The organism is Alcanivorax sp. (assembly GCF_040118815.1).
Classification (GTDB): Bacteria; Pseudomonadota; Gammaproteobacteria; order Pseudomonadales; family Alcanivoracaceae; genus Alcanivorax.
In genome coordinates, this window is record NZ_JBEDTC010000006.1 from 300,337 (window position 1) to 323,810 (window position 23,474).

The window sequence follows — 23,474 nt, forward strand, 5'->3', positions numbered from 1 at the left end:
GTTTGTAGCTGCACTGATATTCTTATTTGTTCGGGTATGGGCGGTGTACCGAAACGGCCGTGCAGAAGGTGAGCAGTGCCGTTACTGTACGGGCCCGGTGGATTCGTGGGTTGGCCGGTGTGGTAGTTGCGGAAAGTCTTCAGCCTGATCCTGTTTCGTTGGACCCCACCGCGTGGTCGCTGACACGTCTGTCGCTGGCCTGAGAACGGAGATCCTGTGTTGGCCGGCGGTGGGCATGTTCAGAATGCTGCCTTCGTTTGGTGATGTCTGTCAGCTGCAATCGCCTGGCCGTGTAAGAAATCCCATCATTCGAGAGTCTGCTTTGCACCATATTTGCACCACGGTAAAAGCAATGAATTCTATCTTGTTGTTATTCCTTTCTATTTTTTGATCGTGCGTCCAGTCCATCATCGGGGCAACGCTCAGGCGGCGGTCCAGTATCGAAGACGGGCTGTTGGCGGCGGTGGACTCGGTCATTAACACGGTATCGGGCACATCATTGGGGCCTTTGCGGATGCCGCGCAGGCGGTACAGATAAGCGGGGATTATCGCATGTTGTTGTCTCGGGGCGTAGTGGGGCGGGGGCGTGGCTTCTGGCACTGCCTGTAATTGGCGGAACGGTTCTGCTAGAATCCGCGCCTTTCCTCACTACACCGGGTGTTCACATGACCCAAACACGGCTGAGTCCGCCCTAGCGCGCCCTCCTACATGGCTTTGCCGTGCGGTGCCTGTTGTCGGGTGCCGTTCTCTGTATTTTATTGCTGCCGCTGCGCAGCCATTGCTTGTTATCTCCAAACACAGGATTGAAATCCATGCTTCGAACGATTCAGCAGGACTGGTTCAGTAACGTCCGTGGTGACTTGCTGGCGGGGGCCGTTGTGGCGCTTGCGTTGATTCCGGAGGCGATCGCCTTCTCCATCATTGCCGGTGTGGACCCGAAAGTGGGCTTGTATGCTTCTTTCTGTATTGCCGTGGTGACGGCCTTCTTTGGCGGTCGCCCGGGGATGATTTCTGCAGCCACCGGGGCCATGGCGCTTGTAATGGTGACCCTGGTAGCGGACCACGGCCTGCAATACCTGTTGGCGGCCACTGTGCTCACGGGTGCACTGCAGATTATCGCCGGGTTTCTTAAACTCGGTAACCTGATGCGATTTGTGTCTCGATCTGTGGTCACGGGTTTTGTGAATGCGTTGGCTATTCTCATTTTCATGGCGCAGTTGCCCGAGCTGGTGAACGTGACCTGGCATGTGTACGCCATGGTGGCCGCAGGCTTGGGGATTATCTATCTGCTGCCGCTGCTGACCACCGCAGTGCCGTCGCCGCTGGTTTGCATCGTGGTGATTACCGGTGTGGCGATGTATTTGGGCATTGATGTGCCCACGGTGGGGGATAAAGGGGAGCTGCCGGATAGTCTGCCCATTTTCCTGCTGCCGGATATTCCGCTGAATCTGGAAACCCTGAAGATCATCCTGCCGTACTCCCTGGCGTTGGCTGTGGTCGGCCTGCTGGAATCCATGATGACCGCTACCATTGTTGATGATCTGACTGACACCGACAGCAACAAGAACCGGGAATGCAAAGGCCAGGGCGTGGCGAATATCGCGTCCGGTTTCCTCGGTGGCATGGCTGGTTGCGCCATGATTGGCCAGTCGGTGATCAATGTGAAATCCGGTGGCCGCAAGCGGCTGTCGACCCTGTTCGCCGGCTGTTTCTTGTTGGTGTTGGTGGTGTTCCTGGGTAAATGGGTATCGCAGATTCCCATGGGCGCGCTGGTGGCGGTGATGATCATGGTGTCCATTGGCACGTTCAGCTGGGAATCTATTACCAATATGGCCAAACACCCGGCCAGCAGCACGGTGGTCATGCTGGCCACCGTTATTGCCACGGTGGCGACCCACAACCTGGCCATTGGTGTGGGGATCGGGGTTGTGCTGAGCGCACTGTTCTACGCCAACAAGGTGGGCCGTATTTTCTACGTCAACGCCACAGAAAGTGCGGAAGACGGGCACCGGGTTTACGACGTGGTAGGGCAGGTGTTCTTTACCTCATCGGACCAGTTCATTGCTTCGTTTGACTTCAAGGAAGCCATCGATAAAGTCACTATTGATGTGCATCGCGCCCACTTTTGGGACATCACTGCCATCGGCGCTCTGGACAAGGTCGTCATCAAGTTCCGTCGTGAGGGCACCGAGGTGGACTTGATTGGCCTTAACGAAGCCAGCGCGACGCTGGTGGATAAATTCGGTGTGCACGACAAGCCCGCTGCTGTTGAAAAAATGATGGGCGGCCATTAAGCGTCGCAAACAATTGCCGCGCTAAGCGTCAAAGGAGAACAACAATGACTAACGTCATCGCCTGTATCGACGGCTCCAATGCCGCCACGGCCGTGTGCGATTACGCCGCCTGGGCGTCACAGCGCCTGAGCGCGCCGCTGACGCTGTTGCACGTGCTGGACCATTCGCGCTACCCGGTCAGTGCCGATTTCAGTGGCAATCTGGCATTGGGTGGTCGCGAGCATTTGATGGAAGAGCTGGCGGATCTGGATGCCAAGCGAAATCGCCTGGCGTTGGAGCAAGGTAAAATGATGCTCGAAGCCGCCGGCCAACGGACTATTGCGAACGGCATCAGCGAGCCTCAGCAGCGCCAGCGTCATGGTGATCTGGTGGATACGCTTGCCGAGATGGAAGAGGAAATGCGTTTGCTGGTCATCGGCAAGCAGGGTGAAGAGCACGACGGTATTGGCGCGCAGGTGGGCGATAATGTGGAACGCGTCATTCGCGGCCTGCATCGTCCTATTCTCGTCACCGTGGGGGAGTTTCAGGCCCCTAAAACCATCATGCTTGCGTTCGATGGCAGCGCCACCGCCCGCAAGGGCGTCAGCATGCTGGCGGACAGCCCGTTGTTTCAGGGGCTGGATTGTCATCTGGTGACGGTCGGCAACAACCATGACGGTCTCGAAGAGGCTGCCCGGCAGCTGGAGCAATCCGGGCACAACGTGCAAACCGCCACGCTGGATGGCGACGTGGAGCCCGCCCTGCATCAGTACCAGCAGAGCCACAACGTGGACTTGGTGGTGATGGGCGCCTATGGCCATTCCCGTATTCGCGAGTTCTTTGTGGGTAGCACCACTAACAAGATGATTCGGGAAGCCAAGGTACCGCATTTGTTATTGCGCTAAGTAAGAGGCCGCACGCTTCACGCCAGATACCTGACGCTAAGAGTAAGGTGGGCTGTGCTTTCTGGAATTAGGCGTGCGTTGTTTTTCGATCCAGTCGCTGAGGTCCCTTGTTTCGTGGCGCTCTACGGTTGCACATTGATTGGGTGAAAATGCGTGATGTCGAACTCTCCAGCCAACAAAAAGAACGGTTGGTTGGTAAGGTTAAAGCCTACTTTGATGAGGAATTGCAGCAGGAGATCGGCGGGTTTGAAGCCGAGTTTCTGATTGATTTCTTTATCCGTGAACTGGGTGCATCGTTGTATAACCAGGGGCTGTTTGATGCCCAGCAGGTTTTTAACGAAAAAATGGACGAGCTCGGTTACGTGATTCAGGAGTTGGAGAAACCGGAGCTCTGAGGCCGGCGCGATCATGAGGCTGCTGACTCAACATATTGTCTTTGTCAGGAAGAAGGTGAGAAATGGATTTTCAGGCGATACCCGTCATCCGCATTTTCGACGAAGACAAAGCAAAAGACTTTTATCTGGGGTTTCTGGGAATGACCCTGGATTGGGAGCACCGTTTCGGGCCGGATTTTCCTCTGTACATGCAGGTGTCGAGGGAGGGGCTTGTTCTGCATCTCAGTGAGCATTCTGGTGACGGCTGCCCTGGTACCAAGTTGCTCGTTAACATGGATGCACTGGACGCACTGTTTGCTGAGGTGTCGGCCACTGCGTACCGCTACTCACGACCCAGTATTGAAACGGCACCGTGGGGAAATCGGGTGTTTGAAGTAACAGACCCGTTTTCAAACCGTATTCTTTTTAATGAAAGGTGATGTTCCGCTTGAGCAATCACGTCGTGCCGGCAGGCAACATTGAAACAAGAAAGGGCCTCATTTGAGGCCCTTTCTTGTTTTCGTGGTACCGGGATTATTCCACGGTGATGGTGATTGTCTCCGACACTACCGCTGGCTCGTGGGGCACATGGCGGTAATCGCCTAGCAGCAATTGCAGGGTGTGGGTGCCCGGTTCCAGTTCCAGTTCGGTTTCCGTCTGGCCTTTACCGAAGTGGACGACCTGGTCGTTGGCCGGAAGGGGCATGTTCATGTCCGGCATTTTGTCCAGGTCGATAAGCAAGTGGTGGTGACCACTGTTGTCCTTTTCCTTCCCGGCTGGAGATACGTCCATGCCTTCCAGGCCAAAGACAACCTTCACCGGGCTGCTGACGGTGGCGCCATTGGCCGGGCTGACGATTTCAGCGGCGGCGCCTTCTGGCGCTGAGCTGCGGGTAATGCCGCTGGCTGCGGGTTTGTCGGCGCTGTCATCAGTGTTCATGTGATTGCTATGGTCAGCGGTGGCGGGGGCTTCTGCAGCAGGGGCAGCGGCCTCTTTGGCGGCGTCTTCGCTATTGTCGGAGCACGCCTGCAGCAGGGCAGTGCTGGTAATCAGCGCGACGAGAAGGGAGCGTTGGAACGGAATACGCATGGTCTTTTCCTTGATCAGTTGAATCCAATGAAGACCTGCTGCCGGGTAGAATGCGGCAACAGAATGAACCGGAGTCATAAAGTTGCCACAACCATAACAGAAACCCGGGACTTGGTGTCTACATGGGCGGGGCTTTGGCAGGTATAATCCGCGCCAGTTTGCATTATTGGAGTCAGCATGACTGTTCGTACTCGAGTTGCCCCGTCGCCCACCGGTGATCCTCACGTCGGCACGGCCTATATCGCCCTGTTCAATCGCTGCTTTGCGCAGCAGCACGGTGGCCAGTTTATTCTGCGCATCGAAGACACGGACCAGACCCGTTCCACGGACCAGTCCGAACAGATGATTCTCGACTCCCTGAAGTGGCTGGGGCTGACTTGGGACGAAGGCCCGGACGTGGGCGGCCCCCATGGTCCGTATCGCCAGAGTGAGCGCAAGCACATGTACCGCGAGTACGCCGAGGCGCTGATCGAGAAAGGCCATGCGTTCAAGTGCTACCGCACCAGCGAGGAGCTGGATGCGCTGCGCGCCGGGCTGAAAGAGAGCGGCGAGAACCGGGCGTTGAAGCCACAGGACCTGGAATTGCCCACCGACGAGCAGGCCAAACGGGACGCGGACGGAGCGCCGTATGTGATCCGCATGCGCGTGCCGGTGGATGGCCGTTGTGAAATTCAGGATATGCTACGCGGCCCCGTTGAGCTGGATTGGGCGTTGGTGGATGCGCAGATTCTGCTGAAATCCGATGGCATGCCCACGTATCACCTGGCCAATATCGTGGATGATCACTTGATGGAGATCACCCATGTGATTCGTGGCGAGGAATGGCTTAACTCTGCGCCCAAGCACAAGTTGCTCTATGAATATTTTGGCTGGGATATGCCGGTGCTTTGTCACATGCCGCTGCTGCGTAATCCAGACAAATCAAAGCTAAGCAAACGCAAGAATCCCACCAGTATTCTGTTCTATAAACGTATGGGCTACCTGCCTGAAGCGCTGGTGAACTACCTGGGCCGCATGGGCTGGTCCATGCCGGATGAAAGCGAGAAGTTCTCGCTGACGCAAATGCAGGACGCCTTCGATATTCAGCGCGTGTCGCTGGGCGGGCCGGTGTTCGATGTTGAAAAGCTGAGTTGGTTGAACGGCCAGTGGCTGCGTGACCAGAGCGATGAGCAATTTCTGGATTCGCTACTGGACTGGGCCTACAACCGTGATTATGCGCTGAAGATCATCCCGCATCTGCGTCAGCGCGTGGAGACCTTGTCGGAAGTGGCGGACAAGGCGGCCTTCTGTTTCAACGGTATGCCTGCCATTACCGAGGCCAGTTTTGAGCACAAGCAGTATGGGCCAGAAGATATGAAGGTATGGCTCCAGTACTTGCTGTGGACCTATGAGGCGCGTAACGACTGGAATCGCGACGGCCTGTTTGCCGATGCCAAAGCCATCGCCGATGCCCAGGAAGTGAAGATCAAGGATTTCCTGTTCCCGGTGTTTGTGGCTGTTGCAGGCACCAGCGCCAGCTTTTCGGTGGTGGACTCCATGGAGATTATCGGCTCTGACGTAAGCCGCGCCCGCATCCGCCACGCCATCGAGGTTCTCGGTGGCGTGTCCAAGAAACAGATAAAGAAGCTGGAGAAGGCCTACCGGGATCTGCCGGTGGGGTAGAAAGGCGCCTGGACGGGGTTTCGAGTTGCGAGCAGCGAGTTTCGATGGTCAAAGCAGCAAGCCCGCGCCAGCATGTCGGTTTTCGCAACTCGAAGCTCGTCACTCGCCACTGCTTTTGCCCAGTTTTTCAGCAACTTGCTCAGGATGTAGTCAAATCGACTTCATTCTGAAAAAAACCGCTGGCTGGCGCTTGACAGGGTAGGGGTGGCCGGTAGAATACGCCGCACCTACCGGGATGCAGCTGATCCCACTGGTATTTGGGGCTATAGCTCAGCTGGGAGAGCGCAACACTGGCAGTGTTGAGGTCAGCGGTTCGATCCCGCTTAGCTCCACCAAACACGTCCCCTTCGTCTAGTGGCCCAGGACACCGCCCTTTCACGGCGGTAACAGGGGTTCGACTCCCCTAGGGGACGCCAAATAGAAAAGCCTCACTCGAAAGAGTGGGGCTTTTTTATTGCCGCTTTGCGGCCGCATCATGGTTCACGCAACACGCATGGCCTGATCGCCCTGAGGCCTAGGGGTGAGCGAAGAGAGACGGGTCTTCACATCCCGCTGATTCTCCCCGACTCACCTTCTTACCGCAAAGCACAGTTTCTTGCGTCAGGCCCGTATTGCCCGCCAGCCCATATCCAGCGCCAGAATGGTGACGAAACTGGCGCCTGCCAGGGGAAAGAAAAGCATCAAGGTGGCGGTGATCAGCGCCAGGTTCCGTTTCTTTCCCGGTGCCAGTTTCTTTGGTGCGCCAAGGCGGCCTTGTGGGCGGCGTTTCCACCACAGGGTGAGCCCACTGATAACCAGGGCAATGATGGCGAGGCAGGGGAATAGCATAAGCAACTGGTTGGCCAAGCCGAAGTAATTTCCCATATGCAGAGCGACCCCCCATTCCACGGCTTTGGCGATGGGGCCGTAATCATCGAAGCCGGCTTTGCCAATGAGATCACCACTGTGAGCATCGATATGAAAAGTCCGCTGGCCTTCCGGTTGGTCGGGGTAGGTGTAGGCGCTGTAAATGTCTCCGGGAGACTGTGGCAGCGAGAGCCGGTAGCCCAATGGAACGCCCTGGTCGACCAGGGTTTGATGGACGTTGTTCACGCCGATGTTGGTGGTGCCATGATGGCCATGGGGAATCGGGGCTGCGTTGAGTGTCCAGGGGGCTTCTCCATGGGTGTCGACAAGGGTTTTGCTGTCGTCACTGCCGTGGTGGCGGAGAAATGAGGGATAGCCCATCCCCAGGGCATTACTGACCGGGGTGAGGAACTGGCCTCCCCACAGGCTGGCCCAAGGCAATCCCGTGATAATCAGGAACAGGATTAGCACGGCGGAATACAGGCCGGTGAGGCGGTGCACCTCGCGCCATAGCGGTCTGCCCTTTTTTTGCACGTTGGGGTGAAAGCGATAGCGTTGATCTGCCTGTTTGCGTGGCCACCAGAGGTACAGGCCGGTGACCACCAGCACGAATCCCCAGCACGCCATCAGCTCGACAATGGCATCGCCGGTTTCGCCGAGTAGCAGGGAGCCATGGGCCACATCGGAAAAACCGACCAGGGTGCTGGTGTATACATAGCTGCCGAGGACCTGCGCGCTGCTGGGGTCGACAAAAACCCGTCGGTCTGGTCCATCGATGGGGCTGATGTAGACCTTGGCGGTGCGGCCTGCCTCAGTGGGCATATCGATGCGGGTGAGTGCTGCTGTGGGATAGGCGTGACGAACGGCCTCCAGTAACGGCTCAGGCGGCAGGACGGTCTCGCCGGAACTCGCAAAGCGAAGTTCCGGGTAGAGGGCGTCGTTGATTTCGTCATTGAACAGGTAGATAGCGCCTGTCACGGCGAGAATCAGCAGAAACGGGGCGGTGATCAGCCCCGCGTAGAAATGCCATCGCCAAACGGCCGCATACAGGCGGTTGTCTTGCGGGGCGTCGGGACGCGTTGTTGCCATCAAAAGTGGCCAGTCCAGCCCAGCTCCACGGTGCGTGGGGCACCGACGTAAACCTGGGTGGCGCTATACCCGGACCAGTCCGCGTAGAACTCGTCGGTCAGGTTGCGGCCTCGCAGAGTCAGGGTGCCTTTGCCTAAAGGGTGGCTGACCCAGGCATCCAGCAAGGTGCGACTGGCCACCTTGTAGTCATTGCTGCTGCTGGTATAGAAGTCGCCGGTGTGACGAATGGCGCCGCCCACGGTGAGTGCGACAGGCTTGAAGGTGTAGGCGCTGGTGGCCGTGTAGGTATCATCTGGAACATTGGTGGGGCGATTGCCAGCGAGGTCGTTGCCACTGCCGTCGTTGAGTTCCGTGTATTTTGCGTCCACATGGGCGGCGCTGAGTCGCAGCCACCATTGCGGCAGCAGCTGTAGGGTCAGGTCCAGTTCGCCGCCTTCGGAGCGCTGGCTGCCGCCTTGCACAGTCAGTGCGGGATTGCTTGGGTCCCGGGTAAGAATGTCATCCTGATCGATGCGGTAAACGGCCGCCGTCAGGGTTGCCCGGCGATCCCAGAAATCGGTCCGAACCCCGGCTTCCATGGAGCGGCCTTTGGATAGATCGAAAGCGGCCCGTGATTCGCTGCTCAGTACCAAGGAGGTAATGGGGGTGGCGGCACGGTTGTATTGGGCGAAAAGTTGGGTGTTGTTGGTCAGGTCATAGATGGTGCCCAGCCGCCACGAAAATGATTCGTAGGTCTGGCCGAAATCGGTGCTGGTGTCGGTGCTCAGATCATCAATGGTGCGATTAAGATCAGAGTAGTCATAGCGAGCGCCACCGACCAATAACCAGTTAGGCGTTAGGTTGAGAGCGTCTTCGATAAACACGCCTTGAGTGGTGACGGTGCTGTCGTAATTCACCCGATACGGATAATTGCCGGCGTTATCCACTGGCAGGCGGCCACGATCCGGGTTGAACGGGTCCACGGAGGTTGTGTCGCCGAAACGGCGCTGCGAAAAGAAGTCGGTATAACGCAGATCGATACCGGCCGTGAAGCGATGACGCAATTCTCCCAGTTTGCCATCATAGGCCGCGTAAAAACGCTCGGAGGCAGATTTCTGGCGATGCGTAATGATGGTGGTCAGACGATCTAATTGGCCGGTGCCAGCGTTATACGTGAAATCTTCAGAATTGGCCCAGTTGCGGTCAGCATTGTAGAAGCCCATTTCGTTGGCCAACTTCCAGTGCTCGTTGAGCTGGTAGTCCACCCGAGCTCGGAACCACTGGCTCTCGGACTCCATCACGCCGTTATTCACGTTGTAATTGTTGTCGCGGATCGATTCATCTAGCACCAGGTCACCGGAGACCGCATCGCTGGGGTCACGGGCCACGGATGCGGGCAGTAATGGTGCCCCCTGATAGGGAGTACGGTATTCGTCACTGTACAGATCCAGATCAAAAGACAGCGTCAGTTTCTCGGTGGGGGTTAGCAGCAGCCCGGTGGTGAAGGCATCGGTGCGGCTATTGGTGTCGTCGACAAAGCCGTCGCTTTCATCGTGGCTGAAATCGGCACGCAGGGCGGCGGTGTCGGTCAGTACCTTGTTAGCGCCCACGCCCAGGTTAACCGTATCGTTACTGCCGTAACTGATCATGCCGTCATAGGAGTCTGCGGTTACGTCGGGGCGCTTGGTGACCAGGTTAATACTGCCCGCCAGTGCCCCGGTACCGTGTAATACGGACGCCGGGCCTTTGAGGATTTCAACCCGTTCCAGATTCCAGGTATTCATGTTGCGGGACATCAGCCCAGGATCCACGGCGCGGGTGCCGTTGAATAGATAGCCCACATCGGTGAAGCCGCGCATGCTTACCGAAGCGGGTGAACCGGGAATGTTGCCGGCACTGACGCCCGGAGCGTTGCGGTATAGCTCGATCAGATTGCGCAATCCTTCCTGTTCTATTTCATCGCGGCCGATGATGTCTACTGTGGCCGGGGTTTCGCGCATGGTCAGTCCGAGTCGGCTGGCGGTGGCGGCTTCGGGCAGCGGATCCGTGCTCTGATCAGGAACAGAGGCACTCACCGACACGGTGTCCAGCTGGTTGCTGTCGTCTGCAATGGCTAAGGACATCCCGCTACAGGCCACTATTAGGCACAGGGGCTGTGAAAAGCGCAGGACTGGGTGTGACGCAGGACCAAAGAGGCGACGTAAAGGCATGATTTCCCCGAACCGGATTGAGTTGGGGTCGCAGCATAGTCTTGTGGCAGAAAAGGGAAATGCGGCATATCGCCACATGGGCTGCGGTGCCGTTCAGCTCAGGCGGCGGATGGTAAGGGTGTGCGCGATTTTTTCACCGTCCCAGATGTATTCGTAGTGAGCGCTGGGGGTGATGCTGGTGATGAACTGTGGGGTTAGCAGGGCGTAGCAATGGCTGCCGGCGGACCGTACGGATTCGTAATGGATGCCGTTGTGTTGTTCTCTGTGCTGCTGGTCACGTAGTTGCTGGCCGAGTTGCTGGCCGAGTTGCTGGGCAGCGGTGTAGTCATGGGGGGCGTGCCAGTGCGGATGATTACTGGCGGGGGTGATGTCGATAAGTGTCGCGGTGAAATGGACCTTCAGGCCACGCATAACGATGCGATCATATTTGAGCCCATCCACCTGCTGAAAATAGCGTTGCTGGTGATAGCGAGTCTCGGCAATGGCCGTTGCCATGCGATCAGCGCAATAGAACACCCCGTAGTGGCCAGCAGAGAAGCGTGAACCTTCCGGGTTGACGTGCACGAAAGGGCCCAGCGCATAGTTGCAACCGGGGATGCCCCACGGGCGCTGGTCTGGGGGCACTCTATTCAGTTCGCCAATATCATTTTGCAGGCGTGCATTGGTTAGCGCCTGCACCGCAAATAGTGAATCAAAATCAGTCTGGTCCGCCACATCATCGAAGATGGCGATGGGGGGGTATTTGCCATTCACCAGCCGGTAGGCGGTTTGGCCGTGAAGCGTAGTGCGCGGCAGGGCATCGGTATCCGGTTCGCTCAACCCCATTGTCCGCCCCGCAGGCTGTCGAGCTGGCGGTGCACTTCATAGAGGCTGGCGACCCGGCCGTTGCCCATGATACTCATGGGGGTAGCGCCATTGAAAAAGGCGTTATGGTTGGCCATGCGAACAAAGCCGTACACGTTTTCCTTGTTGCCAAACAGGGTGCGTAAGGCTTGGTGGATATTCAGCAGGTAGCTGAGTCGTTCCAGTAGATCCTGGCTCACCCGGGCGCTGTCCGGCTGGCTCTGGTATTTGTGCAGGGTGGAGCGGCCGACGCCGAGTAGCGCCATTTTCTCCTTTTCACTGCACTGCCAGTGTTCCAGCAATTTCAGTACCGCACGCAAGGCGGCATGGCGGGCGCCATCGTCCAGGGCTTGTGGGGTGTAGGCTGTTGCGGGTTCCATGTTTTCCTCCTGCTTGCTCCGATAGTGATCCATATTTACATAATTGTCTACCTAGAGACATTCAGGGTAATAAAGTGTCATATCCCTGAACATCCAGGAGTGGCTGTAGTCACTGTATTGCGATCATTGGATGGTCATTACACTGTGTCGGCGGACGGTTACCGGAGAATCTGGATGGAAAACAGGGTTAAGGCGCTGGGTGGCGGGGTGCTGTTGTTGGCTGCACTGTCGGCAGGCTGTGCCAATGCGGGGGACGTTACTGATCGGCAATGGACCGACGCGCATCTGCACTACGTGGATTTTATGCAGGACAGCGAGGGTGCGCAGGCGATGATTGCCGCCATGGATAAGGCAGGGGTCGAGCGGGCCTGGGTGTTTGGCCTGCCGGTGATGAAAAAATGGCAGGCGGAGGCGCCGCGTCGCCCTCGCTACTACCTGGGCGATGAGGCGCCGTTGTATTACTACAGCGCCACAGATGACATTGTCGCGCAGGCAGTATTGTCATTGCCGCCGGATGAGCAGGCCCGGTTGCAGCCGTTTATTAGCGGTTTTAATCCTACGGACATGCACGCCGCGGAGCAGATAGAAAGCCTGATCGAACGCTATCCGGGCCTGTGGCAAGGGGTGGGCGAGGTTCTCACCCGCCATGATCAACTCACCGCCTTGACGGAAGGGGAGACGCCCCGAGCCAATCACCCTGCGTTGATGAAAGTGTATGAGATGGCGGGGCGCTATGACCTGCCTGTGTTGCTGCATAGCAATTTGACCTCCTTGCGCGAAGAAACGCCGATCTTTTTGGGGGAGCTGGAAGAGGCCCTGGGTGGGAACCCGGAAACCCTTTTTTTACTGGCCCATGCAGGCACCAGTGGTGGGGTCGAAGAGAGGCAGCCGCCGCTGGGGACCTTGCCGCCCATTCTGCGAGCGTTGTTGAGCCGTTATGACAATTTGTACATCGATCTGTCGTGGAGTGTGAAAGATCACTATCTGATTGACGAGGGGAAACCCAGTGACGAATGGCTGGCGCTGATTGGTGAATTTCCCGACCGTTTTACCTTGGGAACCGATCTGGTGGGCCACTTCGGCAGTATGGAAAGGGTGCTTGGCGAGTACGAACCTCTGCTTGAGGCGCTGCCCAAAAAAGTGGCGGAGCAGCTCACACACGGGAATGCGGACGCTCTTGTGCCCCAAAAGGGGGCAGAGAAATTGCCTTGAATGAGGGTTTTTCGTGGATTTAAGGAAACGTCACGTTTTTTGATAAGTGCTGTTTTTTGCGGAGTGCCTGGCGCCTAAATCCAGGATCACATCGGTGGTGATGTGGGTTCCGGTTTTATTGCGTCAGGCATGAAGCGTCAGGCGTCAGGGCATCAGGTGTCAGGCTTTCTCTGCAATCGACGCAGCAAGGCGGATGTATCCCAGCGCCCACCCCCCATGGACTGAATATCCCGGTAGAAGTCGTTCACCTGCTCAGTGATGGGCAGGCGAGTACCGTTGCGGGCGGCTTCGTGAAGACAGATATCCAGGTCCTTGCGCATCCAGTCCACCGCGAAACCGTGCTCATACTGGTCGTCGATCATGGTCTGGTGCCGATTCACCATCTGCCAGGAACCGGCGGCGCCCTGGCTGATGGTGTCGAAGACTTTGCGGGCATCGAGGCCGGCATTCTGGGCAAAGGCGACGCCTTCAGATAACGCTTCCACCAGGCCGGCCACGCAGATCTGGTTAACCATCTTGGTAAGCTGGCCGCTACCTGCCGGGCCCATCAAATTGGCGGCTTTGGCGTAATGCTGAAGGGTGGGTAGCACGCGTTGATAGACCGCGTCTTCACCCCCGCACATGATTGATAGCTGGCCATTCTGGGCGCCTTGCTGGCCGCCGGAAACCGGTGCATCGATAAAATAATTTCCCTGCTTCCGACAGGCGGTATCCAGCTCACGGGCCATTTCTGCGCTGGCGGTGGTGTGATCGATCAGAATGGCGTCTTTGCCCAGCCCTTGCAAAGCGCCGTTCTCACCGAGCGTAACCTGGCGCAGGTCGTTGTCGTTACCCACACAGACAAAAACCAGGTCGGCCCCATGGGCGGCTTCAGCGGGTGTGGGCGCATGGCTGCCGGGGTAATCTCGAGCCCACTGTTGCGCCCGCTGAGCCGTGCGGTTGTACACCGTCATGGAAATACCGGCTTCGGCCAGGTGCCCGGCCATGGGGTAACCCATGGTGCCGAGCCCGATAAAGGCTGCGTTTAAAGTGCTCACTTTCCGTTGTCTCCGACATTGTTTTCAGCGTGCGTGGCATCGGGCAGGGGGTAAGCGGCAAAGCGAGGCTCGGTCAGGCTGCCCAGGTACAGAGTGTTGCCGTGTTGCTCGGCACTGGTGATCGGGGCGAAGGCGCTGTCGCTGTTGTCCTGTAAATTGTGGGTGACCTCACCTTGCTCGTTGAGGCCAAGTACAAAGCCGTGATGCACCGGTTGCGGCTGCAGGAAGCTGGGCATGCGGAAGGCAACTTTGCGCAGCAGAGGTTTGTCGGAAAGGCTATCGAGCATGGCGTTACGGGGGCTGAACAGGGCCAGCCAGAAGGTGCCGTCACCATTGGCCGAGATGCCATCAGGAATACCGGGCAGGTTATCCATAAAGATGTCGTGGCTGCCGGCTTTGTCGCCTTTGAGCCAGTAACGGACAATTTGATAGCTGCCGGTTTCGGTAACAAGAACGAAGTCTTCATTCTTTGACAGGGCGATACCGTTGGCGAACTGCAGGCCATCAAGAAGGACTTCTGTCAGTTCTGTGCTTGGATCGTAACGCAGCAGACGCCCGTGACCACCGTGTTCCATGATGTCGTCGCGGGCATGCATGGCCGGGCCGAATTTGCTGGAGGCGTCAGAGAAATAAGCGACGCCGTTGCTGTCTACATCCACATCATCGGTGAAACCATAGGGGGCGCCACCGGCAGTGTTGCTAAGCGTGGTGATTGCTCCGCTGGGGCTGACGCTAAGAAGCCCCTTGTACCCGTCAGCAATAATCAAGTTGCCATAAGGATCAAAATCCAGCCCCAGCGGCCGGCCTTGGGTGTTGGCAATCAAGTCCGGGTTCTTGCCGTCGGGATCAAAGCGAACGATGCGGCCATCCACATAACCCACGTACAAATCGCCCTTGTTATTAATGGCCACGTCTTCCGGGCCAGTGCCTTTATCTTTGCCGAGAATACGGCTGTCAGCCAGCATTGTATTGGTGGCATAAGGGCCTTCCAGGGCAGGGGCTGCGGGTGCTTGCCAGGCGACTGGCTCGATGCTGACGGGCCAGAACAGCAGATAAGTCGCGATGGCTGCGATGATGATAAGTGCGAGGATTTTTTTCATTGTAATGTCTGCGTTGGCTAGCGAGACAACGATGCTTGCACGCACGGCGCGGCCACGCAAATGCAGGGTGGTAATAACGTTTAATCAGCGGGATGACACCGATGTTGGCAGGTGGGCGATCAGCGAGCTTCGAGGAGCGAAAGTCGAGATCGCGACAGGGTTTCGTGACTCGCAACGTTTAACTCGCTACTGCTTTTTCAGGCATAAAAAAACCGCCCGAAGGCGGTTTTTTTGGCGATAACGAGGCGTTTACTTGCGCTCGTTGACCGGCACGAACGGGCGCTCGGCTTCGCCGGTGTACAGCTGGCGCGGACGGCCAATCTTGTACGAGTTGGAGATCATTTCGTTCCAGTGTGCAATCCAGCCAACGGTGCGAGACAGGGCAAAAATCACAGTGAACATGGAAGTCGGGATCCCGATAGCTTTCAGGATGATGCCGGAGTAGAAATCCACGTTCGGGAACAACTTCTTCTCTTTGAAGTAGGGGTCGTTCAGGGCGATTTCTTCCAGCTTCATGGCCAACTCAAGCTGCGGATCGTTGACACCCAGTTCGGCCAGCACGTCGTGGCAAGATTCGCGCATTACGGTTGCACGCGGATCGTAGTTTTTGTAAACGCGGTGACCGAAGCCCATCAGCTTGAACGGATCGTTCTTGTCCTTCGCTTTGGCGATGTAGGCATCGATGTTATCGATGTGGCCGATTTCGTCGAGCATGTTCAGCACAGCTTCGTTGGCACCGCCGTGAGCCGGACCCCACAGGGCAGAGATGCCCGCAGCGATACAGGCGAACGGGTTGGCACCGGAGGAGCCAGCCAGACGCACGGTAGAGGTGGAGGCATTCTGTTCGTGGTCCGCATGCAGGATGAAGATGCGATCCATGGCCTTGGCCAGGGTCGGGCTGATTTTGGACTCTTCGCAAGGGTTGCCAAACATCATGTGCAGGAAGTTTTCTGCGTAACCCAGGTCGTTGCGCGGGTACATGAAGGGCTGGCCCAGGGCGTACTTGTAGCACATGGCCGCGATGGTGGGCATCTTGGCGATCAGGCGGTACGCGGTGATTTCACGGTGCTCGGGATTATTGATGTCCAGCGAGTCGTGGTAGAAGGCGGACAGGGCGCCCACTACACCGCACATGATGGCCATCGGGTGGGCATCACGGCGGAAACCGTTGAAGAAGTTGCGAATCTGCTCGTGCACCATGGTGTGGTTCTTCACGGTGCTGATGAAGTGATCGCGTTGTTCTGCGGTGGGCAGCTCGCCGTACAGCAGGGTGTAGCACACTTCCAGATAGTCGGACTGACCTGCCAGCTCCTCGATGGAGTAGCCGCGGTGCAGAAGTTTACCCACTTCACCATCGATAAAGGTGATCTTGGATTCACAGGAAGCGGTAGAGGTGAAACCGGGGTCGAAAGTAAAGACGCCGTTAGCTACCAGTTTGGACACGTCGATAACGTCGCGGCCCAGAGTCGGGGTGTAGATCGGCAGGTCCAGGTCCTGACCCTCTACCTTGAGAGTGGCTTTCTTCTCGGTCATGGGAATCTCTCCATTGGCGGACGAGGGAACGTTCCTCAAGGTAAGGAAGGTCCTCCAAAGCGCGGGGGAAGGTAAAGTTTTGACACACCTTTGTCAACGCGCAGGCGCGAACCGGGGAGTCAGACTTTTGTAGGGTAAACAGCTTGTTACGATAAAAAGACGGTTTTGCCTCAGCATGGTGCAACACAAATTCATTGCGTTCACATCAGGTGCATCATTGTAAATCAAGGCGTTAGCCGGTAAGTGAACAATAATTGTCGCTCGGAGCGTTTGTTTTGCGTAAGGCGCGGCGATATACTGCCGCCCGGCAGAAACCTCCTGCTGGGGGTTTCACACGGGCCCACCCCGGCCCGGGCAGATTTATTGAGATCAGGCTTCACGTTCTGATCTCAATGACTCTGCCAAGTTCCCGACAACCGCCTCTAATACAGAGGCCCGGCTATAAGTAGGCTACCGTGAACGATAAGCGACCCGTTAACCTCGATCTGAGCACGATCAAGTTCCCGGTCACGGCTATAGCATCTATCACCCACCGTGTAACCGGCGTTGCCATCTTTTTGGCACTGCCGATTTTGCTGTGGATGCTGGATCGCTCCCTGGCGTCTCCCGAGAGCTTTGCGGACCTGAAAGAACTGATGACCTCCCCGCTAGTGAAGCTGGTGGTATGGGCCATTCTGGCTGTATTGCTGTATCACCTGGTGGCGGGTATTCGTCACCTGATTATGGATACCGGTGTTGGTGAAAGTTTGGAAGGCGGCCGTCGTGGCGCCAAGCTGACTTTCATCATTTCTGCGGTATTGATTCTGCTGGTAGGAGCGTGGATATGGTAACCACTGTAACGAGCCTAAGCCGTAATGGCTTATCTGATTGGCTCATCCAGCGCGTTTCCGGTGCCATCATCGGCCTGTACATGATCGGCCTGCTGGGCTACCTGATCCTTGCGGGCGATCTGGATTACGGCAGCTGGAAGGCCTTTATGGGATCTATCTGCATGCAGATAGCCAACACCCTGCTGGTGATTTCTGTCGCAGCACACACCTGGGTAGGTCTGTGGGGCGTAACCACTGACTACCTGACTGGCATGACTCTGGGTAAAGCCGCCACCGGCGTGCGCCTGATTGCTCAAGTGGCAATCGCATTGGCGCTGGTTGTGTACCTGTTATGGGGTCTTGTTCTGATCTGGGGAGGGGCGTAATCCATGTCCATTCGCACTATTACGTTTGACGCTATCGTCGTAGGTGGTGGTGGTGCCGGTATGCGCGCCTCACTGCAAATGGCCCAGTCTGGTTTCAAGACTGCGCTGATTTCCAAAGTCTTCCCGACCCGTTCGCACACCGTGTCCGCCCAGGGCGGTATCACCTGTGCAATCGCCTCATCCGATCCTAACGATGATTGGCGCTGGCACATGTACGACACCGTGAAAGGCTCCGATTACATCGGTGACCAGGACGCGATTGAGTACATGTGTAATGTGGGCCCGGAAGCGGTGTACGAGCTGGACCACATGGGCCTGCCGTTCTCCCGTACCGAAGAAGGCCGTATTTATCAGCGTCCGTTCGGTGGCCAGTCCAAGAACTTCGGTGAAGGTGGTCAGGCTGCCCGTACCTGTGCGGCGGCTGACCGTACCGGCCACGCGCTGCTGCACACGCTGTACCAGCAGAACCTGAAGAACGGCACCCAGTTCTACAATGAGTGGTATGCCGCTGAGCTGGTAAAAGACGCGGATGACAATGTTTGTGGTGTAATCGCCATCGACATCGAGTCCGGTGAGACCGTGTTCTTCAAGGCCAAGGCAACCGTGTTTGCCACTGGTGGTTCCGGTCGTATTTACGCTTCCACAACCAATGCGTTGATCAATACCGGTGATGGTGTTGGCATGGCGCTGCGTGCCGGTGTGCCGGTGCAGGACATTGAGATGTGGCAGTTCCACCCCACCGGTATTGCTGGTGCGGGTACCCTGGTGACTGAAGGGTGTCGTGGTGAGGGCGGCTATCTGATCAATAAGGATGGCGAACGCTTCATGGAGCGCTATGCGCCGAATGCCAAAGATCTGGCATCCCGCGATGTGGTAGCCCGCTCCATGATGATGGAAATCCTCGATGGCCGTGGCGCGGGTCCTGAAGGCGATCACGTGTTCCTGAAATTGGATCACTTGGGTGAAGAAGTGCTGCACAGCCGCCTGCCGGGCATCTGTGAGCTGGCGATTACCTTTGCCCAGACCGATCCGGTTAAAGAGCCGATCCCGGTTGTGCCTACCTGTCATTACATGATGGGTGGCATCCCCACCAACGTTCATGGCCAGGCGATTAAATTGTCCCAGGGTCACGAAGGTGAAGAGCAGTTTGTAAATGGCCTGTTCGCCGTTGGTGAAGTGGCTTGCGTATCCGTCCACGGTGCAAACCGTCTGGGTGGTAACTCACTGCTGGATCTGGTGGTCTTCGGCCGCGCGGCCGGCCTCTATATCGAAGATGCGCTCCGTCAGGGTATGACCCAGTACGAGCCTGCAGATTCTGATGTTGAAGCGGCTTTGGCCCGCGTTCGTCGCTGGGATCAGTCCAGTGGTGGTGAGTCTGTCTCCGCGCTGCGTAAAGAGCTGCAGAGTGTGATGCAGAATCACTTCGGTGTGTTCCGTAAGGGTGACCTGATGGAAGAGGGTGTCGCTAAACTGGCAGACCTGCGCGAGCGGATTGCCAAGGCGCACCTGGATGACAAGAGCATGCCGTTCAACACCGCGCGGATTGAAGCGCTGGAGCTGGATAACTTGCTGGAAGTGGCGGAAGCCACCGCCATCGCGGCCGAGGGCCGTACCGAGAGTCGTGGTGCGCATTCCCGCTACGATTACCCGGATCGTGACGATGAGAACTGGCTGTGCCACTCCATCTTCGACCCCAAAGCCAAGAAGCTGGGCAAGCGTGACGTGAACTTCAAGCCGAAGACCGTTGACACTTTCCAGCCCAAGGCGCGCACCTACTAAGGGGAGTTAACGATGAAAGTCAGTATCTATCGCTACAATCCGGAAACGGATCGCGAGCCGAGCATGAAGGAGTATGAGGTCGATACCCAGGGTAAAGACCTCATGGTGCTCGACATTCTCGCTTTGGTGAAAGAGCAGGATGAGTCCATGTCCTACCGTCGTTCCTGCCGTGAAGGGGTGTGTGGCTCCGATGGCATGAACATCAATGGTAAGAATGGTCTGGCGTGTATTACCCCGTTGTCTCAGGTGGCCCCGGGTGTATTGGACGGCAAAAAGCCGCTGGTTCTGCGTCCTTTGCCGGGCCTGCCGGTGATTCGTGATCTGGTGGTAGACATGGGTATGTTCTACAACCAGTACGAAAAAGTGCAGCCGTACCTGCAGAACAGCTCGCCGGCTCCGGCCATCGAGCGCCTGCAGAGCCCGGAAGAGCGTGAAAAGCTGGATGGCCTGTACGAGTGTATTCTCTGTGCCTGTTGTTCAACCAGCTGCCCGAGTTTTTGGTGGAACCCGGACAAGTTCCTGGGTCCGGCAGCCCTGTTGCAGAGCTACCGCTTCCTGGCGGACAGCCGCGACACAGTGACCGAAGAGCGTTTGTCCAAACTGGATGACCCCTTCAGCCTGTTCCGTTGCCACGGCATCATGAACTGCGTTAGCGTTTGCCCGAAAGGGTTGAACCCGACCCGGGCCATCGGCCATATCCGTTCCATGCTGTTGGAGCGGGGCATCTGACCCGAAACAAAAAAGGCGGCCTGATGGTCGCCTTTTTTGTATATGGAAAGTCGAAAATGCCGCTTTGTGCTGTCTATTCGACGTTTTGCCAATGGCAGAAACATTCAGAAAGAGTCATAAGTTACTTTATAAATTCGGTGCCTAACAAAACCGAATTAAAAGGGCTACACTAGATAGCAGTTCGAGGTAATCCCTCGACGAGAGGTAGCAAGCTTCTACCCAGACCCGACCCGGTATGGGCGAGATAGCAGGTTGCATCTCATGGGTGGAACAGGGCTTAAAAGGCGTTGTTCCGAAAATACGAGCGTACGGGAACAGGGTCGCCCCCCTGTGGTCGCAGTTACTCATACCACAGAGTGTGACAACTTCCCGCCGAAGGAACGAGCTAACATGCAAGACAGTTCCATGCAGCGGCAATGGCAGTCCTCCCATATCGGGGGAGCCAACGCTGCCTATGTCGATGAACTGTACGAATCCTACCTGACCGATCCTAATTCCGTGCCGGAAGACTGGCGCGTTTATTTCGAAAAACTCCCCAGTGTTGATGCCGCCGTCGAATCCGACGTGCCACACGCCGCCGTGCGTGAGTACTTCCTGCTGCAAGCGAAGAATCGTTCGCGTGTGCAGAAGTTTGGTGCCGGTGCCGTCAGCACGGAACATGAGCGTCGTCAGGTCCGTGTGCTGCATTTGATTGCGGCCTACCGAAACCGGGGTCACCAGGTGGCCAAGCTGGATCCGCTGGGCATCATGGAACGCGAAGCCGTTCCGGACCTTGAGCTGGCGCATCACGGTCTCAGCACGGCTGATCTGGATACCGTATTCCAAACGGGTAACCTGTTTATTGGTAAACCCGAAACCTCTCTGCGCGATATTGTTGACTGTCTGACCAGTACCTACTGTTCCAGTGTGGGTGCCGAGTACATGCACATGGTTAACACCGCGGAAAAGCGCTGGTTACAACAGCGCATGGAAGGCGTGCGTTGCCATCCGGAATACGGGACGGACACCAAGAAACATATTCTTGAGCGCTTGTCCGCTGCCGAAGGCCTGGAAAAATATTTGGGCAGCAAGTACCCGGGCACCAAACGTTTCGGCCTGGAAGGCGGCGAATCGCTGATTCCGTTGATGGACGAAATTATCCAGCGGGTTGGCAGCTATGGTGCCAAGGAGCTGGTGATCGGCATGGCCCACCGGGGCCGTTTGAATGTGCTGGTCAACACTCTGGGTAAAAGCCCGAAAGATTTGTTCGAAGAATTCGATGGCAAGAGCTTCAACGAAAGTGGCTCCGGTGATGTGAAGTATCACCAGGGCTTCTCGTCCAACGTACAGACGTCTGGCGGTGAAGTGCATCTGGCCATGGCCTTCAACCCATCACACCTGGAGATTGTTTCTCCGGTGGTGGAAGGGTCTGTACGTGCCCGTCAGGATCGTCGCGATGACCAAGGCGGCGAGCAGGTCGTTCCGATCATATTGCACGGCGATGCGGCCTTTGCCGGGCAGGGCGTGGTCATGGAGACATTTCAGATGTCCCAGACCCGGGGTTTCCATACCGGTGGTACCCTGCATGTCATCATCAACAACCAGGTGGGCTTTACCACCAGTCGACGTGATGATGCCCGCTCCACAGAGTACTGCACCGATGTGGCAAAAATGGTGCAGGCGCCGATCTTTCATGTGAATGCGGATGACCCGGAAGCGGTGTATTTCGTCACTCAGCTTGCGGTGGATTACCGCATGCAGTTCAAGAAAGACGTGGTGATCGATCTTTTCTGTTATCGCCGCTCGGGGCATAACGAGGCGGACGAGCCGTCCTCGACCCAGCCGATGATGTACAAGAAGATCAAAAGCCACCCGACCACTCGCACCCTGTACGCCGAGCAGCTGATCAACGAGAAAGTGGTCAGTGAACAGGAAGCCCAGAAAACCGCCGATGATTACCGCGACATGCTGGACGCCGGTAACCATGTGGTGAAATCGCTGGTGCGTGAGCCTAACAAGGCCCTGTTCGTGGATTGGTCTCCTTACATCGGGCATCAGGTGCAGGACGACTGGGATACGTCGTACCCGCTGAAAAAACTGCAGGACTTGGCCACCCGCCTGGAAACGCCACCGGAAGGTTTTGTTGTCCAGCGTCAGGTGAAGAAGATCCTGGAAGACCGCCGCAAAATGACCGCTGGTGCGTTACCCCTGAACTGGGGTTACGGCGAAACCATGGCCTACGCGACCTTGATCGATCAGGGCTTCGCCATTCGGCTTACCGGTCAGGATAGCGGCCGTGGCACGTTCTCACACCGCCATGCGGTGCTGCACAACCAGAAAGATGGTGAGCAGTATGTACCGCTTCAGCACCTGTACGAGGATCAACCGCGCTTCGATATCTACGATTCACTGCTTTCCGAGGAAGCCGTGGTGGGCTATGAATACGGTTACGCCACCACCACGCCTAAATCCCTGGTGATCTGGGAAGCCCAGTTTGGCGATTTCGCCAACGGTGCTCAGGTGGTGATTGACCAGTTCATTTCCTCCGGCGAAGCGAAGTGGGGTCGTTTGTGTGGTTTGACCATGCTGTTGCCCCATGGTTACGAAGGGCAGGGTCCGGAGCATTCCTCTGCACGCCTGGAGCGCTTCCTGCAGCTGTGCGCTGAGCACAATATGCAAGTCTGTGTGCCGAGCACCCCTGGCCAGATTTATCACCTGCTGCGCCGTCAGGCGGTTCGGCCACTGCGCAAGCCGCTGGTGGTGATGAGCCCGAAGAGCCTGTTGCGCCACAAGAAGGCCACATCGGCACTGGAAGATCTGGCCCATGGGACGTTCCATTCGGTGTTGGATGACCTGGCTGACCTGGATCGCAAGAAGGTCAACCGCGTGGTCATGTGCTCCGGCAAGGTCTACTACGATCTGCTGGAAAAGCGCGATAGCGATGACCTGAGCGATACAGCACTGGTACGGATCGAACAGTTGTATCCGTTCCCGGAGCAGCGCTTGCAGGAAATCCTGGAGAGTTATCCGAACCTGAAGCATCTGGTCTGGTGTCAGGAAGAACCGATGAACCAGGGTGCCTGGTATTGCTCTCAGCATCATATGTACCGTGTAGCACAAAAAGCTGGCGTGGGGCCTGTGCATTACGCTGGCCGCGATATGGCGGCCGCCCCGGCGGCAGGTTCAATGTCACTGCACGTGGAACAACAGCAGCGTCTGGTTCAGGACGCCTTCGAGATTAAGTAACAGTAAGGATTAGG

At 57.0% G+C, this 23,474-nt stretch carries 19 protein-coding genes and 2 tRNA genes; 13 read left to right on the top strand and 8 right to left on the bottom strand.

Translation table 11 applies throughout. The annotated features are described in order from the left end of the window. Positions 1 to 812 precede the first annotated feature (812 nt). The 4 genes from ABNH18_RS05425 to ABNH18_RS05440 all read left to right on the top strand — a co-directional run bounded on the left by ABNH18_RS05425 (position 813) and on the right by ABNH18_RS05440 (position 3,992). Positions 813 to 2,294, top strand: a complete 1,482-nt coding sequence (locus tag ABNH18_RS05425; protein ID WP_349381830.1) for a SulP family inorganic anion transporter — start codon at positions 813 to 815, stop codon at positions 2,292 to 2,294. 44 nt (positions 2,295 to 2,338) lie between these two features. Further along, positions 2,339 to 3,178 (top strand): universal stress protein, encoded by an 840-nt coding sequence (locus ABNH18_RS05430; RefSeq protein WP_349381831.1) that lies wholly within the window; start codon positions 2,339 to 2,341, stop codon positions 3,176 to 3,178. A gap of 149 nt (positions 3,179 to 3,327) precedes the next feature. Then, on the top strand, positions 3,328 to 3,573 hold the full coding sequence (locus tag ABNH18_RS05435; protein ID WP_349381832.1) for a DUF2164 domain-containing protein: 246 nt from the start codon (positions 3,328 to 3,330) through the stop codon (positions 3,571 to 3,573). Positions 3,574 to 3,635: 62 nt separating this feature from the next. Then, positions 3,636 to 3,992, top strand: coding sequence for a glyoxalase superfamily protein (locus tag ABNH18_RS05440; RefSeq protein WP_349381833.1), 357 nt, complete (start codon positions 3,636 to 3,638; stop codon positions 3,990 to 3,992). A 94-nt stretch (positions 3,993 to 4,086) separates the two neighbouring features. Here ABNH18_RS05440 and ABNH18_RS05445 read toward each other — a convergent pair whose 3' ends face one another. Further along, the gene (locus ABNH18_RS05445) at positions 4,087 to 4,641 is read right to left on the bottom strand and encodes a DUF4399 domain-containing protein (protein WP_349381834.1); all 555 of its coding nucleotides are present in this window, start codon (positions 4,639 to 4,641) and stop codon (positions 4,087 to 4,089) included. Between the two features lie 177 nt (positions 4,642 to 4,818). On the opposite strand from ABNH18_RS05445, the gene gltX reads away from it, so the two are divergent. The 3 genes from gltX (at position 4,819) to ABNH18_RS05460 (ending at position 6,719) form a co-directional block, all read left to right on the top strand. Then, positions 4,819 to 6,303: a glutamate--tRNA ligase gene (gene gltX / locus ABNH18_RS05450; protein WP_349381835.1), complete on the top strand. Its 1,485-nt coding sequence runs from the start codon at positions 4,819 to 4,821 to the stop codon at positions 6,301 to 6,303. 259 nt (positions 6,304 to 6,562) lie between these two features. Further along, positions 6,563 to 6,638: transfer RNA gene (locus ABNH18_RS05455), tRNA-Ala, on the top strand. 5 nt (positions 6,639 to 6,643) lie between these two features. Next, a tRNA-Glu gene (locus ABNH18_RS05460) sits at positions 6,644 to 6,719 on the top strand. 184 nt (positions 6,720 to 6,903) lie between these two features. Here the strand turns inward: ABNH18_RS05460 and ABNH18_RS05465 are convergent. The 4 genes from ABNH18_RS05465 to ABNH18_RS05480 form a co-directional block, all read right to left on the bottom strand. Then, entirely contained in the window at positions 6,904 to 8,238 is a 1,335-nt protein-coding gene (locus ABNH18_RS05465; RefSeq protein ID WP_349381836.1) for a PepSY-associated TM helix domain-containing protein, read from the bottom strand. Further along, positions 8,238 to 10,340 (bottom strand): TonB-dependent receptor, encoded by a 2,103-nt coding sequence (locus ABNH18_RS05470; RefSeq protein ID WP_349381837.1) that lies wholly within the window; start codon positions 10,338 to 10,340, stop codon positions 8,238 to 8,240. Before ABNH18_RS05470 ends, ABNH18_RS05465 begins: the two co-directional genes overlap by 1 nt. Positions 10,341 to 10,520: 180 nt before the next feature. After that, positions 10,521 to 11,252: an RES family NAD+ phosphorylase gene (locus tag ABNH18_RS05475; protein WP_349381838.1), complete on the bottom strand. Its 732-nt coding sequence runs from the start codon at positions 11,250 to 11,252 to the stop codon at positions 10,521 to 10,523. Then, positions 11,243 to 11,650 carry an MbcA/ParS/Xre antitoxin family protein gene (locus ABNH18_RS05480; RefSeq protein WP_349381839.1) on the bottom strand — a complete coding sequence of 136 codons (408 nt, stop codon included), beginning with the start codon at positions 11,648 to 11,650 and terminating at the stop codon, positions 11,243 to 11,245. Before ABNH18_RS05480 ends, ABNH18_RS05475 begins: the two co-directional genes overlap by 10 nt. A 174-nt stretch (positions 11,651 to 11,824) precedes the next feature. Here ABNH18_RS05480 and ABNH18_RS05485 point away from each other — a divergent pair, with 174 nt between their 5' ends. Next, on the top strand, positions 11,825 to 12,862 hold the full coding sequence (locus ABNH18_RS05485) for an amidohydrolase family protein (protein WP_349381840.1): 1,038 nt from the start codon (positions 11,825 to 11,827) through the stop codon (positions 12,860 to 12,862). Between the two features lie 152 nt (positions 12,863 to 13,014). Here the strand turns inward: ABNH18_RS05485 and ABNH18_RS05490 are convergent, their stop codons facing one another. The 3 genes from ABNH18_RS05490 to gltA form a co-directional block, all read right to left on the bottom strand. Beyond that, a complete protein-coding gene (locus tag ABNH18_RS05490) occupies positions 13,015 to 13,899 on the bottom strand; it encodes an NAD(P)-dependent oxidoreductase (RefSeq protein ID WP_349381841.1) in 885 nt (294 codons plus the stop codon). Further along, complete coding sequence (locus tag ABNH18_RS05495) at positions 13,896 to 14,999, bottom strand: SMP-30/gluconolactonase/LRE family protein (protein WP_349381842.1); 1,104 nt, start codon at positions 14,997 to 14,999, stop codon at positions 13,896 to 13,898. Before ABNH18_RS05495 ends, ABNH18_RS05490 begins: the two co-directional genes overlap by 4 nt. Before the next feature lie 249 nt (positions 15,000 to 15,248). After that, positions 15,249 to 16,532 (bottom strand): citrate synthase, encoded by a 1,284-nt coding sequence (gene gltA, locus ABNH18_RS05500; RefSeq protein WP_349381843.1) that lies wholly within the window; start codon positions 16,530 to 16,532, stop codon positions 15,249 to 15,251. A gap of 455 nt (positions 16,533 to 16,987) precedes the next feature. On the opposite strand from gltA, the gene sdhC reads away from it, so the two are divergent. The 5 genes from sdhC to ABNH18_RS05525 all read left to right on the top strand — a co-directional run bounded on the left by sdhC (position 16,988) and on the right by ABNH18_RS05525 (position 23,460). Beyond that, the gene (gene sdhC / locus ABNH18_RS05505) at positions 16,988 to 17,362 is read left to right on the top strand and encodes a succinate dehydrogenase, cytochrome b556 subunit (protein WP_349381844.1); all 375 of its coding nucleotides are present in this window, start codon (positions 16,988 to 16,990) and stop codon (positions 17,360 to 17,362) included. Continuing rightward, positions 17,356 to 17,727 (top strand): succinate dehydrogenase, hydrophobic membrane anchor protein, encoded by a 372-nt coding sequence (sdhD, locus tag ABNH18_RS05510; protein ID WP_349381845.1) that lies wholly within the window; start codon positions 17,356 to 17,358, stop codon positions 17,725 to 17,727. The genes sdhC and sdhD overlap by 7 nt, the downstream gene beginning before the upstream one ends. Before the next feature lie 3 nt (positions 17,728 to 17,730). Next, positions 17,731 to 19,506 carry a succinate dehydrogenase flavoprotein subunit gene (gene sdhA / locus ABNH18_RS05515; RefSeq protein ID WP_349381846.1) on the top strand — a complete coding sequence of 592 codons (1,776 nt, stop codon included), beginning with the start codon at positions 17,731 to 17,733 and terminating at the stop codon, positions 19,504 to 19,506. Between the two features lie 12 nt (positions 19,507 to 19,518). Continuing rightward, a complete protein-coding gene (locus tag ABNH18_RS05520; RefSeq protein WP_349381847.1) occupies positions 19,519 to 20,235 on the top strand; it encodes a succinate dehydrogenase iron-sulfur subunit in 717 nt (238 codons plus the stop codon). Between the two features lie 390 nt (positions 20,236 to 20,625). Next, entirely contained in the window at positions 20,626 to 23,460 is a 2,835-nt protein-coding gene (locus ABNH18_RS05525; protein WP_349381848.1) for a 2-oxoglutarate dehydrogenase E1 component, read from the top strand. Positions 23,461 to 23,474: the final 14 nt, after the last annotated feature.